Consider the following 13114-nt stretch of genomic DNA (forward strand, 5'->3'; position numbering starts at 1 on the left):
TGTCTATACCGTTAAAAAAGAATAAGAGGTGAACCACATGTCAGAAGCATTTTACGCTATCACATTAATATGGGGTCTTGTTTTTATTTATGCGGTGATGGCCACAATCGATTTCGGTGCTGGGTTTTGGTCCATGATCTATTTAAATAAAAACAACACGAAAGCGACAAATATTGCGAATCGCTATTTATCTCCATCTTGGGAAGTAACAAATGTATTTATCGTTGCCATTGTCGTAGCTCTTTTCAGCTTTTTCCCTGGAGCAACGTTTACCCTTGGTACTGTCCTTCTCATTCCAGGGAGTTTGATTATACTATTACTTGCCCTTAGGAGTGCGTTTCTTGTATTTTCTCATTCCGCTTCTTCAAATTACAAACGCCTCTTAACCTTGATATCAGGAATAACTGGTTTTCTTATTCCAGCTCTCTTGATTTGCGTGTTGCCTATTACGCATGGCGGATTTATACAAACATCAAACGGGATAGAACGTCTTTTATTGGGTGAATTATTTACAAGTCCAAGTGTTTATGCTTTCATGGCCTTCGCCATCTCAAGCACGCTCTTTCTATCATCTCTGCTGCTTTCTGATTACTCTAACGTATCAGGAGATGAAGAAGCTTATCAAACTTATAGAAGGGATGCTATTCTTGTCGGTCCAATCTCACTAGCGATGGCGGGTTTACTCGTTCTCACTATTCGAACGGAAGCTCCATGGCTTTATGACAATTTAATGGACTATGTACCGTGGTTAATTGGTTCTATCACAACCTTTGCAATCGGATATCTCGCTCTCTTTATTCCTAGAAAAACAGGTGTCGGTATTCCGAGGCTTGCTATGGTTAGTATCGTTACACAATATTTACTTGCTAGTTATGCTTATGGTTCAGCTCATTTACCTTATATCGTATATCCAAATGTAACGATTGAAACTGGATTCACAGACCCCGCTACATTTAGAGCATTAATCGTCACCTACATTGTAGCCTTCTTTATTTTAACCCCAGGATTCATCTACTTCTGGCGCCTATTTCTGAAAGACAAAAGGTACCTTAAGCAAAATGAATCCTAATTGAAAACAAGTTCGTCTTATGAAAAAAAGAACAATACACTAAATAAAAAAAACGCCCATTCGGCGTTTTTTCTACATATAGATGTATGCATAGATAACAAAGAGCACGAGATGAAGAGCTAATAGAGCGGGGATGCCATACAAAAATTGCTTGTGTTTTGTTTTATGCCTAAAATTCTTCATTCCAGTTAAACCACCGAAGCTTCCTCCAAAGATAAATAAAAACCATAGCGTCTTTTCAGGAATTCTTCGCTTTCGATTTTGCGCTCTACGCTTATCGATCCCCATAGCTATGAAACTCCAACTATTGATGATCGCCAAATATATTCCTAATACAATTAAACCATCCAACACTTACTCTCTCCTCTATTATAACTTTTTTCAAAAAGGCTATGTTAATGAACGCTGTTGATTTTGACTCATTTACGCTCTGTGAGACAAAATTGAGAATCAACGATATAAGTAACATAGCTTACAAAAAAACCACCCTCAACATGTGAGGATGGTTTTAAAGAACTTATTTCAAGTTTTCTTTTGCTTTTGAAGCTAGTTCAGCAAATGCTTTTTCGTCATTTACTGCTAGTTCTGCAAGCATTTTACGGTTGATGTCGATACCAGCTGTTTTAAGACCAAACATCAAACGGCTGTAAGAAAGTCCGTTCAAACGAGCTGCCGCGTTGATACGAGTGATCCAAAGCTTACGGAAGTCGCGTTTTTTCTGACGACGGTCACGGTAAGCGTACATGTTTGATTTCATAACTTGCTGATTAGCAACTTTGAAAAGCAAAGACTTAGATCCGTAATATCCTTTTGCGAGTTTTAACGTTCTTTTACGTCTACGACGTGTTACGTAGCCACCTTTTACTCTTGGCATACTAAACCCCTCCTAATTTCTGTGTCTCAATAATATAATAACCGATTACTTCTTGTTGTAGATTAAAGTCTTAATGCGCTTGAAGTCACCTGCGGAAACAAGAGAAGCTTTACGAAGCTTACGCTTCTGCTTTTGAGACTTGTTACCGAACATATGGCTAGTGTAAGCACGGCTGCGCTTAAGTTTACCTGATCCAGTTTTCTTAAACCGTTTTGAAGCTCCACGGTGAGATTTCATTTTTGGCATGAGTGAGTTCCTCCTTCAAGAATTACTTTTCTGCGATAGGTGCCAAGATTAGGAACATGCTGCGTCCTTCCATTTTTGGTTTGGACTCAACAGTTGCAATATCTTTGCAATCTTCTGCTAGGTGCTCAAGCACCTTTTTACCGATATCAGAGTGTGTAATCATACGTCCGCGGAAACGGATCGATGCTTTCACTTTGTCGCCTTTTTCAAGAAACTTACGTGCATTACGAAGCTTCGTATTGAAGTCGTGTTCTTCAATGTTCGGGCTCAAGCGAACTTCTTTAACGGTAATGATCTTTTGTTTCTTACGCGCTTCTTTCTCTTTCTTCTGCTGCTCATAGCGGAACTTTCCGTAGTCCATAATGCGACAAACAGGAGGTTTCGCGTTTGGAGCAACCATTACAAGATCAAGATTTGCATTACGAGCCATATCTAATGCCTCAGTTTTGGATTTCACACCAATTTGGTTTCCGTCTGCACCAACTAGACGTACTTCCCGAGCACGAATGCCCTCATTGACGTTCATATCTCTACTAATAATCAGCCACCTCCATGGTTATTGTTCGATGATGATCATCTAACATGATGTCATTAAATGGTTTATATCCGGTTCAAAGCATAAAAAAAGCGTCGGCGCATACGGCACCCACACATTACACAATTATAAGAACAGTGTACCTGCAAACTACCAGTTACGGCGTCAATCAGGTGAGAAGCGGGCGCTTCTGCTTGCTTTGTTTCCGATATTTAATTACCTAAGACAGTATACCATGCTGACCAAATGTATGTCAAGGTGATAAGATTCGTTCGAAGTGCACTTGATTATCATAACGAATCTTTCCCTTTGTGACAAGTGTTTTTTGTAAATTTCTTTTCTATATTAATAAAAGACCGGCAATTATGCCGGTCTTACATTACTTCTTCTGTTTAATTTCTTCTTCAATTCTAGCTGTGAAATCATTCAATGAAACAGTCTCAGAATCCTGCTGGCTGTAGCGGCGTACGTTAACCGCTTCACCTTCAACCTCTTTATCACCTACTACGAGCATGTAAGGAATTTTCTGCATTTGAGCTTCACGAATTTTGTAACCAATCTTTTCATTGCGTTCGTCAACCTCGACACGAATTCCTGCACGCTGAAGTTTTTTCTGAACGTTCTTTGCATATTCTAAGTGAACTTCTGATACCGGAATAATCTCCGCCTGGATAGGTGAAAGCCAAGTTGGAAATGCTCCTTTGTATTCTTCAATTAAGAATGCTACGAAGCGTTCCATTGTAGAAACAACGCCGCGATGAATAACAACTGGACGATGGTGGTTGCCATCTTCACCAATATAAGATAGATCAAATCGCTCTGGAAGTAGGAAGTCAAGTTGAACAGTCGAAAGAGTTTCCTCTTTACCTAGAGCTGTTTTCACCTGAACATCCAATTTCGGACCATAAAACGCAGCTTCGCCTTCAGCTTCCACATATTCGACGTTTAGGTCATCCATTGCTTCTTTAAGCATTCTTTGTGCTTTTTCCCACATTTCATCATTGTCGATATATTTTTTCTTATCTGCTGGATCGCGATAAGAAAGACGGAATGAGTAGTCACTGATGTTAAAGTCTTTATAAACTTCCTGGATAAGCTCGACAACTTCAATAAATTCTTGCTTGATTTGATCAGGACGACAGAAGATGTGAGCGTCATTTAGCGTCATCGAACGTACGCGCTGAAGACCTGCTAGCGCTCCAGACATTTCATATCGATGCATTGTTCCAAGCTCCGCAACGCGGTATGGAAGACTACGATAGCTTTTCAGATCGTTTTTATAAATCATCATATGATGCGGGCAATTCATTGGACGAAGAACAAGTTCTTCTGTTTCATCCATTTTCATCGGAGGGTACATATCATCCTGATAGTGATCCCAGTGACCACTTGTTTTATATAGATCAACATTTGCAAGGTGAGGTGTATATACATGGTTATACCCAAGACGTTCCTCAAGATCTACAATATATCGTTCAATCGTCCGACGAATAGTCGCCCCTCTTGGCAACCAAATCGGAAGTCCCTGTCCTACCTCTTGGGAAATAGTAAATAGCTTAAGTTCTTTACCGAGTTTGCGGTGATCACGTTCTTTAGCTTCTTCTAAAAGATGAAGGTATTCTTCAACTTGAGATTGCTTTGGAAAAGCTGTTCCATAAATGCGTTGAAGCATCTGGTTTTCGCTATCTCCACGCCAATAAGCGCCTGCAATCGAAAGTAATTTAAAGGCTTTTATCTTACTAGTAGATGGAACGTGTGGTCCACGACAAAGGTCAAAGAATTCACCCTGTTCATAAATTGTCACTTGTTCGTCAGCAGGAATAGCTTCTAATAGCTCTAATTTGAGCTCATCGCCAATCTCTTTAAACATTTTCTCTGCTTCACTGCGACTTACAACGATACGCTTCACTTCAAGATTTTCATTAATGATTTTCTTCATTTCTTTCTCAATCTTAGGCAGGTCCTCAGGCGTAATAGATACAGGGCAGTCAATATCATAGTAGAAACCACTATCAATAACCGGCCCTACTCCTAGTTTTACATCACTGTAGAGGCGTTTAATTGCCTGTGCCATAAGGTGCGCTGTACTATGACGAAGCACTTCAAGACCGTCCTCACTTTCAGGTGTTACAATTTCAATAGAAGCATCTTCTTCAATTTCGCGTCTCAAATCAAAAAGAACACCATTCACTTTTCCTGCAAGAGCCTTTTTCTTTAGGCCCGGGCTGATTGAGCTTGCAATCTCTTCCGTTGTTGTCCCTTTATTAAATTCCTTTACAGAACCGTCAGGAAACGTTATTTTTACCATTTCAGCCATGCTTCTTCACTCCTTTTTTTGCATATAAAAAACACCCATCCCAAAAGGGACGAGTGTTGATCTCGTGGTTCCACCCTGCTTCCCGCATAAGATAATAACCTATACGGCTCAGACTGCTGTAACGTAGCAGAAACGCCACCCCATTTCCAGGGCAGAGTTCAAAGGTGGTAAGTATGCTCGTCTCGCTAGGAAGTTCGCACCAATCCTTCCCTCTCTGAAAGCTAACAACACATCTCATGTCCTTATCGTAACAATTACGTATATGCGTGTATGTAGGTATTATAAGTAGTGTACATATGAAAATCAAGCTTATTTTAAGGATTGCCTGAAAAAAATAGTTTAGACATACGATACGGAAAAAAACTTAACCTTTCTTCAAACACATTTCGGATTGTTTGAACGAGCCCCTCATCGGAATCATCCGTGTAAATACAAACTTCTTCTGGAGCAAGCAGCAGAAGGGGAAATAGAATTTCAGAATCTATCTCATCTATGGTTAGCCCAACAGGAAGATCTTCCAACTTCCCCTCTATACCAGTTAATAGTGACCCATTCATATCAAATAATTGATATGTTTTATCATAAACAAGAACTACTTTTTTCTGAAGAGATTGCCTGGATCGCAATAGAATTCTTAAACCTTCAACGAAGTTTTGATATTCTTGTTCAAGTTTATATTCGTCAATCGCTTCTCCAATCAATTCATTTAGCAAAGCACGATAAGGACCCGTTCGAAATCTTAAAAAAGAATCAAACAAAATGGTTCCACCCTGTTCAATACACGATAATGTTGACTGAAGCAGTACGTCCCTTCGATTAGCATAGCGATGAGCACCTGGATAGTCTTCTTTATCCCCATCTCCAATACTTCGAGCAATGGATGTAATTTCACCAATTTCATCTTTATCTTGATAATAATACGTTGAAGTTAATAGCTGTTCCATCCAACGCTTCTCATAGAAGGTACTCACACAGTTAGCAATGCATTGAGAAATCTGATAACACAGTTTTGTATCATATGGGCCTATCGCAACAGAAAGACTTAACTCTTCTTCATTTACAATGACTGAGTCACCGATTTTAATGAACTTGTTCAATTGATCGAATACAAATTGGAAGTCATCTATATCAGTAAATGTTATCGAAACCAACGCATTCCCTCCTGTCCACTACCTTCTCATTAGAATCTATATGGCAGAATATGCGAAATGATGTATAGAACCAAAAAAAAAGCCTTCCGTAATGGAAGACTTTAAACTCGTCTATTTTTACCCTCTAAAAATACAGGCGTGGTAAAGTGCTTAATTCGCTCCATAATCCGCTTAGCTTTCGTTTCTTCAATTCCACTTTTATGGGAATAAGCTAAATGATCTTCAAGCAAAGCATAGTCCAGGTTAGATGAATACAGAGTTGGTAACCCCTCAGTCATACGATATTGTAATAAAGCTCCAAGAATATCATCTCGTACCCAACTTGAGATATTTTCCGCTCCAATATCATCAAGTATCAAGAGCGGTGTTTCTTTTAAATAATCAAGCTTTTCATCAATAGATTGATCTTGAATGGCGCTTTTCATTTGACGGAAGAAATCCGGAGTATAAATAAACTGAGAACGAACCCCTTTTTCTTTCGCCAGCTGGTTTGCAATAGCCCCGAGAATAAACGTTTTCCCTACCCCAAAACCTCCATGAATATAAAGCCCTTTAGTGGTTTCACCAGGAACGAAATCTTCTACATATTGAATCGCCGTCCCAATCGCTTCAATTCTAACAGGATCTTCATCATCCAAATCCGCGAAGGTAGCCTGAAGAATTTCTTTCGGAATATAGTAGCTTTGAATCATCTGATTACGCTTTTTGTTCTTATCATCTTCAATTCTTGTTGGACAACGGTTGTAGCGAATATCAATCACCGAACGATTAATAAATAGCTCAGGCTCGTACCCCTCCATCATATTAATGCAGTTCGAGAGACCAGGGCATCCTTCACATCGCTTTGCTTGTGTTGTATATTCATATAGTCTTGCAAGACTTCTATCAATTATTTTGTCATCGACCTCGTCATGCTCTTCAATAAATGCACGAATATCTTCATCGGCCATAATAGCCTTCTTCATCTCTTGGTACTGTTCCTGGAATTTCTTATTGCCTGGCATCTTGTTAAATGATTCCTGGATTGATTCCATTCTTGTTCACCCCGCTTATTTCTTATATTTACTTAGCATCTTTTTAAGCTGATCCTGTTTCTCAGATCGCTCCTCATGAGACATATCCGGTTCTTTTTGATCTGAAATCCATTCAGGCACTTTGTCTTTTCTAGCGGCAGGTTTCCCACGATTGGAAGAGCCTGTTTTTTTCTTGGCCGGTTGCTGAAGCTCTTTAATGGCAAGGTTCATTGCTTCTCTTACTGTCTTTACCCTTGCCCTTGCCCAGTGACTCGCAAACTTTTCTACATAATTCTTCGATAACTTCTTATCCTGCGTTTCTAGAATGAAATCAAGTAAGACATTCATAACACCAGGAGTCAGCTTTTGTTCATCCATTATTCGCTCCACAAGCTTCATATCTGCTTCAGAAGGTTTTCCCCCTTCAGCTGCCCGCTGAAGAATATCATATGGCGTCATCTGTTCATATCTCTGCGCCGCTTTCTCTTCTTCTGTCTCAGGTTCTTTCTTATGAAACTCTTGTAAAGAAACAGGTTGACTTCTATATTGGAGAGCAGGCACTTTGCCACGATTTTCAAGCGCGAACCAACTGCTTACTTCCTTGCGCAGTAGATCATCAGAAAGTTCGTCATGGTGAATTGCAGCTTGTTCCACAATCCGGCCCATTTCATATGGTTCAATTTTATACACAAAAGCAAGTCGCTCAATCGTTTTCTTAACAGACTCTGTAAACATTTTCTCAGTGACAATCATATCAGAAATGTGCTGCTTCATCATATCGAAGTCGAATTGCGAAGAAGTAAAAACAAGGCCTTTATTTTCATCACGTTTCTCTATCGTTACTTCCTCTTCTACTTCGCTCATACCAGTCATTTCAGACGGGTGAAGAGAATCGTATACTTCATTAAATGATGCAGTCACGTCACTATACTCAGCTAGATCTGCCTTTTCCACTGTGAAGTGCTTTTTTAGATCATTGTATCGATTACGTCCTAATCGATTGAATAAATAAATATTCAGTACGCCATCATTGAAGAAGCGTTCCGGTGTGAGAGGAGCTTGCAATTCATAAGTAAAATGTCTAGGATCTCCACTGTCTTTTACATATGTTTTCAACAGGCCAATTCCTTCTAATTTACGTCTCTCTTCAAGTACTCTCTTCAAATCCCATCTCATCATAAGTAGCAAATTATGATGAGTCATTGTTGTAACAAAATGATTCTGCTGCTCATGAGCACTCCAGAGAGTCATATAAAGACTGTAGGCCGGAGCCCCGATTAAAGGTTGATATAACAATGTTAGTACTCTTCGATCATACTCGTGCAAAAGTCCGGATGCTTCAATCTGAAGCGTATCAACAGGAAGAAGTTCTTTCCAATGCATATGCTTCACCTTTGTATTCCTCATAATTTTTGAAACCGTACAAAAAAAGAGCTTACGCGAAGCTCCCCCTTTGTTATTCTGCTCTGTTAATTAATTCTTTTAATTCGCGGATAAAGACATTAATATCTTTAAATTGACGATAGACAGAAGCAAATCGAACATAAGCAACTTCATCAACCTTTGCCAGCTGATCCATAACAAGCTCTCCCACAACATCACTACTGATCTCGGAAGCTCCCTGATTACGAAGATCACGTTCGATTTCATTAACAATTGTTTCTAGAGTTTCAAGTGGAACAGGCCTTTTTTCACAGGCTTTAATTAAACCTCTAAGAATTTTATCCCTGCTAAACTCTTCTCTAGTTCCTTCTTTTTTCACTACAATAAGCGGTATTTCTTCAACTGTTTCAAATGTCGTAAATCGATACGTACACGATTCACACTCACGGCGCCTACGAATCGAACGGCCCTCGTGAACCGGCCGAGAATCAAGCACCCTTGTACCATTGTGATTGCAGTTGGGACAACGCATAAGATCATCTCCACTAAACGAACAAGATTTCTACTACTATTTTAGCATAAAATGTGTCATGACACACCTACCCTTAAAACTGCTCAGAAATCCCTGTTCCGATTAACGTAAGTTTCTTTTTTAAATCATTATAAATGGTTGCAATGACTTTCTTACTGTATCCGAAATCAACTGGAAGTGGCGTCTCTGTTGAAACAGAGAAATCAACGGCAGTTCTATAAGCACGAACCGTGACAACTGTTACAACAATAAGGGCCTTTTTAGGACCTTTCACTTGAAAAACAAATTCTCCACGCTCCGGAGAATTCGTAACGATTTCACCTTTATAGTGTTGTTGAAGGACGGCTTTCGCTTCTGTAAAAGCCTGTTCCTTTGTCGCTTTAAAATAATGGGTTTTAAGAGCATCATTCGGATGTCTTTCCCCAGTTTCAGAACGGTTGCTAAAAAATTCTTTTATTCCCACCCCAGGTCCTCCTCTATTTTTTTTAAGAATAGCAATAAATGACTGATAAATCAATCACATTGAAAGGAATAGGACCGATAGGAAAAGCGAGATGTCTTCTTAGTGAATATAAAAAAAGAGTGCACTGAGCACCCTTTTCAATCATTGTATTATTATGAAGTAAACGCTGACTGTTCTTCTCTAACTTTAGGTTTGACCGGACCCATGCCTCGAGGAAGTTCAATGTTTTCTCGTGAATCTGCACCGAGAGCATCAGCAATATAGTTAGCCGCAACGTTCGGATCAAGATCTCCACAAGTATATACATCAATACTTGCATAACCATGTTCAGGAAAACTGTGAATCGTTAAGTGTGATTCAGAAATAATAACAACACCACTAACGCCTTGTGGAGCGAATTTATGAAATGCAACTTCACGAACCTCAGCACCGGACTTAAGAGCAGCTTCAACAAATGTTTCTTCAATAAATTTCATGTTGTTTAATTTTTCAATGTCACAGCCCCATAGTTCAGCAATGACGTGACGACCCATTGTATCCATAGCAAAATTCCCCCTTTAAATTTACTCATGCATTGATTAGCATGCGGTATCGAAAATCCACCACGGGGGAAAGTTAGTCCGATGAGGTCCTAACCCTTTAAGTAGTTTTCAATGCCAAATTGCTATAAAAGAAGTTCACGAAAAATAGTATAAGGCTTTTAAAATAGATTTGCAAGAATAAATTAAAGAACCTTTTTGTTAGTTCGTCGTTATTGAGCATTAAAGCTCATTATATTCTTATATGACTAATTTTATCCTATTAACTGTAGTATGATTCAATCATTCAAATATATTTGGTTTATCGTTAACTGCTCCTTTAACTAAGATGTGAATTTCACGAGTACTATCATTACGTTATTTTACATACCGACTATATTAACGAGCCTTGTTGATTTTTGTAGTATTTACGCGCTGTGTCAACCCATTGATTCGAACAAAAATCGAGCTATCAATAACACAAGCTTATAAAAAAAGAAGCGGTGATATACCGCCTCTTCTCCCACTTTCTATACGATTGCTTTCAATCTCTCGGGTATTCTTTCTCCCACATACTTCGCCATATCAACAACTCGGCATGAGTAACCCCACTCATTATCGTACCAGGCAAGGACCTTTACTTTCTTATTCTCAACGACCATTGTAGAAAGTCCATCGACAATCGATGAATGATCATTTCCGTTGTAATCAATGGAAACGAGAGGTTCATCAGAGTAGCCAAGAATTCCTCGAAGCGGTCCCTCGGAAGCAGCCTTTAAAGCATCATTAACCTGATCAATTGTCACATCCTTCTCAAGATCTACTACAAGATCTACAAGTGAGACATTTGGTGTAGGTACACGAAGTGACATGCCGTTAAGTTTCCCCTCAAGGTGTGGTAAAACTTTAGAAATTGCTTTTGCCGCTCCTGTCGAAGTCGGTATGATTGACTGACCACAAGCGCGAGCTCTTCTCAAATCTTTATGGGGGTTGTCGATATTTTTTTGGTCATTCGTATACGCATGCACAGTTGTCATCATTCCCGAGACAACACCAAAGGATTTATCAAGCACCTGTACTACAGGAGCAAGACAGTTGGTTGTACAAGAAGCGTTTGAAAGAACGTGATGTTTTTCATTTTTGTATTCGCTTTCATTTATGCCCATCACAATTGTAAGATCTTCATTTTTACCAGGAGCTGTTATGATTACCTTGGTAGCACCCGCATCAATATGATAGGCTGCTTCTTCTCTTGTACGGAATTTACCAGTGGCTTCAATCACAATATCGATCCCCATATCCTTCCAAGGAAGACTTTTCGGATCACGGTTGTTTAAAACAACAACTTTTTTACCATTAATTTTTATCCCGTTTTCAACAGGGACTACTTCTCCATCAAATGTACCGTGAATGCTATCATATTTAATTAAATGGCTGAGCGTTTCCGGCGGATAGCTAGCGTTAATTGCCACAACTTCTAAACTATCTTCCATAATTGCCTTTCTAAATACCATACGCCCAATTCTTCCAAAGCCATTAATCGCTACTCTTGATTTCATCCAGCGTTCCTCCTGCCATATATGTGTTATACTTATTTCCCCTATCACAAAATTAGTATAACATATAATATGCAATTAAAAAGATTAATTTACACTATTTTTGTAAATCGTCATATATCTGAGCAATCGTCTAAATAAATACAAAAAAACACGCCAGAAAGGCGTATTTTTTTAAATGATTTTCCATTTAGTTAGAATGTTCCTAAGCTGCTTATCTGTTTCTTCACGTGTTCCCATATTATCAATCACTTCATCAGCAAGCTTTTTCTTCTGTTCGATAGGCAATTGAGAGTGTATGCGATCAGTTGCCTCTTCTTCTGTACTACCGTCTCGCTCCACTAATCGTTTCAACTGGACGTCAGCATTAACATAGACAAGAAGTGTTTGATCTACCATATGAGTCAGTTTACTTTCAAATAACAGCGGAATATCGAATACCACGTGAGCGTTTCCTTGTTCTTTATAAGCTGCAGCTTCGTCAAGCATTCCTTTTCGAATAGCAGGATGAAGAACACGATTTAATTGCTTACGCTTGTCATCGTCCTTAAAGATAACAGAGCCAAGCTTCTTCCGATCAAGCCCACCATTATCATCCTTCATTTCCTCTCCAAACAAACGAAAAATCTCTTCTAGAGCTGGCTCACCAGGTTCAACCACTTTTCTTGCCATCACATCTGCATCAATTATTGGTATGTTATATCGGCGAATCATTTCTGCCACAGTACTTTTTCCACTAGCAATTCCACCGGTAAGTCCTATATCCATCGTATCTTCTCCTTTCCTACATTCTCATAAAGCCCAGAATGATGAGTAAACACCCTGGTAAAAAAGAAAGTTTATCCATCCATTTAATATTTGAAGTGAAGTTACCAAACTTAAGACCTAAAAGCAGGAATAACGAACTCATACATGCGATTAAAAGAGAAGTTTCAATTGGTGGAAACCCAACCATTGACGCACCAATCCCTGCTCCAAAGGCATCAAGCGACAATGCTGCACCGAGCATGATAGCTTCAATACCTGTAATCGTACCGGAGTCATCAAAATCGGCTGTTGTCGGCTTTCTTAATATACTGATGACCACTCCAAGCGAGCGAATTTCATAATGAAGAAGGATTCGCTCTGAAACAGTTTTTTCTGCTTCTTTATTGTTACGAAACATTTGATACAGCACCCAGCCACCAAGCGCAATAAGGATGCCGCCTCCAATACGCTGGGCTAATATATCTGATATCCATAATTGTAAAAGGGACCCGAACCCCATAGCGACCAACATGGAGACCGCCGAAAAGATTGAAATAATGAGAATTGACTTAAAAGGAATCCTCATTCTTCGCAAGCCATAAGTTAAGCCGACCCCAAATCCATCTACACTTACTGCAAGTGCTAAGAAACAAAGAGAAACCCAGTACATAGGCGAGCTCCTTCCATACTAAAATCTTAAATAGTATATG

General features: G+C 39.3%; 15 protein-coding genes and 2 other annotated features. Of the genes, 1 reads left to right on the forward strand and 14 read right to left on the reverse strand.

The genetic code is table 11. The features are described from left to right. The first annotated feature begins 28 nt into the window (after positions 1–28). A complete protein-coding gene (locus AC0VYO_RS15850) occupies positions 29–1069 on the forward strand; it encodes a cytochrome d ubiquinol oxidase subunit II (RefSeq protein WP_408962569.1) in 1041 nt (346 codons plus the stop codon). Between the two features lie 72 nt (positions 1070–1141). Here the strand turns inward: AC0VYO_RS15850 and AC0VYO_RS15855 are convergent, their stop codons facing one another. From AC0VYO_RS15855 to ytaF, 14 genes are all read right to left on the reverse strand, one after another. After that, positions 1142–1423: a DUF1294 domain-containing protein gene (locus AC0VYO_RS15855; RefSeq protein WP_475367794.1), complete on the reverse strand. Its 282-nt coding sequence runs from the start codon at positions 1421–1423 to the stop codon at positions 1142–1144. A 163-nt stretch (positions 1424–1586) separates the two neighbouring features. Beyond that, the gene (gene rplT / locus AC0VYO_RS15860) at positions 1587–1943 is read right to left on the reverse strand and encodes a 50S ribosomal protein L20 (protein WP_098444486.1); all 357 of its coding nucleotides are present in this window, start codon (positions 1941–1943) and stop codon (positions 1587–1589) included. 45 nt (positions 1944–1988) lie between these two features. After that, positions 1989–2189, reverse strand: coding sequence for a 50S ribosomal protein L35 (gene rpmI, locus AC0VYO_RS15865; protein WP_048312400.1), 201 nt, complete (start codon positions 2187–2189; stop codon positions 1989–1991). 22 nt (positions 2190–2211) lie between these two features. Then, positions 2212–2715 (reverse strand): translation initiation factor IF-3, encoded by a 504-nt coding sequence (gene infC, locus AC0VYO_RS15870; RefSeq protein ID WP_194219324.1) that lies wholly within the window; start codon positions 2713–2715, stop codon positions 2212–2214. Between the two features lie 89 nt (positions 2716–2804). After that, positions 2805–2926 (reverse strand) — a sequence feature (ribosomal protein L20 leader region). A 177-nt stretch (positions 2927–3103) separates the two neighbouring features. Beyond that, the gene (gene thrS, locus AC0VYO_RS15875) at positions 3104–5041 is read right to left on the reverse strand and encodes a threonine--tRNA ligase (protein ID WP_194219323.1); all 1938 of its coding nucleotides are present in this window, start codon (positions 5039–5041) and stop codon (positions 3104–3106) included. A gap of 42 nt (positions 5042–5083) precedes the next feature. Further along, positions 5084–5299, reverse strand: a binding site (T-box leader). 56 nt (positions 5300–5355) lie between these two features. Continuing rightward, positions 5356–6192 (reverse strand): putative sporulation protein YtxC, encoded by an 837-nt coding sequence (locus AC0VYO_RS15880; RefSeq protein WP_475365592.1) that lies wholly within the window; start codon positions 6190–6192, stop codon positions 5356–5358. 101 nt (positions 6193–6293) lie between these two features. Then, positions 6294–7226: a primosomal protein DnaI gene (dnaI, locus tag AC0VYO_RS15885; protein ID WP_194219321.1), complete on the reverse strand. Its 933-nt coding sequence runs from the start codon at positions 7224–7226 to the stop codon at positions 6294–6296. A gap of 15 nt (positions 7227–7241) precedes the next feature. Beyond that, on the reverse strand, positions 7242–8588 hold the full coding sequence (locus AC0VYO_RS15890) for a replication initiation and membrane attachment family protein (protein WP_283154270.1): 1347 nt from the start codon (positions 8586–8588) through the stop codon (positions 7242–7244). A gap of 73 nt (positions 8589–8661) precedes the next feature. Then, entirely contained in the window at positions 8662–9120 is a 459-nt protein-coding gene (gene nrdR / locus AC0VYO_RS15895) for a transcriptional regulator NrdR (protein ID WP_404681390.1), read from the reverse strand. A 73-nt stretch (positions 9121–9193) separates the two neighbouring features. Then, positions 9194–9583 carry a cytosolic protein gene (locus AC0VYO_RS15900; RefSeq protein ID WP_475365594.1) on the reverse strand — a complete coding sequence of 130 codons (390 nt, stop codon included), beginning with the start codon at positions 9581–9583 and terminating at the stop codon, positions 9194–9196. Between the two features lie 152 nt (positions 9584–9735). After that, the gene (gene speD / locus AC0VYO_RS15905; RefSeq protein ID WP_194219317.1) at positions 9736–10125 is read right to left on the reverse strand and encodes an adenosylmethionine decarboxylase; all 390 of its coding nucleotides are present in this window, start codon (positions 10123–10125) and stop codon (positions 9736–9738) included. Between the two features lie 506 nt (positions 10126–10631). Continuing rightward, positions 10632–11660: a glyceraldehyde-3-phosphate dehydrogenase gene (locus tag AC0VYO_RS15910; RefSeq protein WP_475365595.1), complete on the reverse strand. Its 1029-nt coding sequence runs from the start codon at positions 11658–11660 to the stop codon at positions 10632–10634. A 171-nt stretch (positions 11661–11831) separates the two neighbouring features. Beyond that, on the reverse strand, positions 11832–12425 hold the full coding sequence (gene coaE / locus AC0VYO_RS15915) for a dephospho-CoA kinase (RefSeq protein ID WP_194219315.1): 594 nt from the start codon (positions 12423–12425) through the stop codon (positions 11832–11834). Between the two features lie 16 nt (positions 12426–12441). After that, positions 12442–13074 (reverse strand): sporulation membrane protein YtaF, encoded by a 633-nt coding sequence (gene ytaF / locus AC0VYO_RS15920; RefSeq protein WP_194219314.1) that lies wholly within the window; start codon positions 13072–13074, stop codon positions 12442–12444. Positions 13075–13114: the final 40 nt, after the last annotated feature.

This window comes from Anaerobacillus sp. 63XJN7_4_ISO-PGPR-S23-413, from assembly GCF_056173725.1.

Excerpts from the sequence above, each read along its gene's own strand:
- rplT (WP_098444486.1), bottom strand. The coding sequence starts at position 1,943 with ATGCCAAGAGTAAAAGGTGGCTACGTAACACGTCGTAGACGTAAAAGA.
- rpmI (WP_048312400.1), bottom strand. The coding sequence starts at position 2,189 with ATGCCAAAAATGAAATCTCACCGTGGAGCTTCAAAACGGTTTAAGAAA.
- infC (WP_194219324.1), bottom strand. The coding sequence starts at position 2,715 with ATGAACGTCAATGAGGGCATTCGTGCTCGGGAAGTACGTCTAGTTGGT.
- thrS (WP_194219323.1), bottom strand. The coding sequence starts at position 5,041 with ATGGCTGAAATGGTAAAAATAACGTTTCCTGACGGTTCTGTAAAGGAA.
- dnaI (WP_194219321.1), bottom strand. The coding sequence starts at position 7,226 with ATGGAATCAATCCAGGAATCATTTAACAAGATGCCAGGCAATAAGAAA.
- AC0VYO_RS15890 (WP_283154270.1), bottom strand. The coding sequence starts at position 8,588 with ATGCATTGGAAAGAACTTCTTCCTGTTGATACGCTTCAGATTGAAGCA.
- nrdR (WP_404681390.1), bottom strand. The coding sequence starts at position 9,120 with ATGCGTTGTCCCAACTGCAATCACAATGGTACAAGGGTGCTTGATTCT.
- speD (WP_194219317.1), bottom strand. The coding sequence starts at position 10,125 with ATGGATACAATGGGTCGTCACGTCATTGCTGAACTATGGGGCTGTGAC.
- AC0VYO_RS15910 (WP_475365595.1), bottom strand. The coding sequence starts at position 11,660 with ATGAAATCAAGAGTAGCGATTAATGGCTTTGGAAGAATTGGGCGTATG.
- coaE (WP_194219315.1), bottom strand. The coding sequence starts at position 12,425 with ATGGATATAGGACTTACCGGTGGAATTGCTAGTGGAAAAAGTACTGTG.
- ytaF (WP_194219314.1), bottom strand. The coding sequence starts at position 13,074 with ATGTACTGGGTTTCTCTTTGTTTCTTAGCACTTGCAGTAAGTGTAGAT.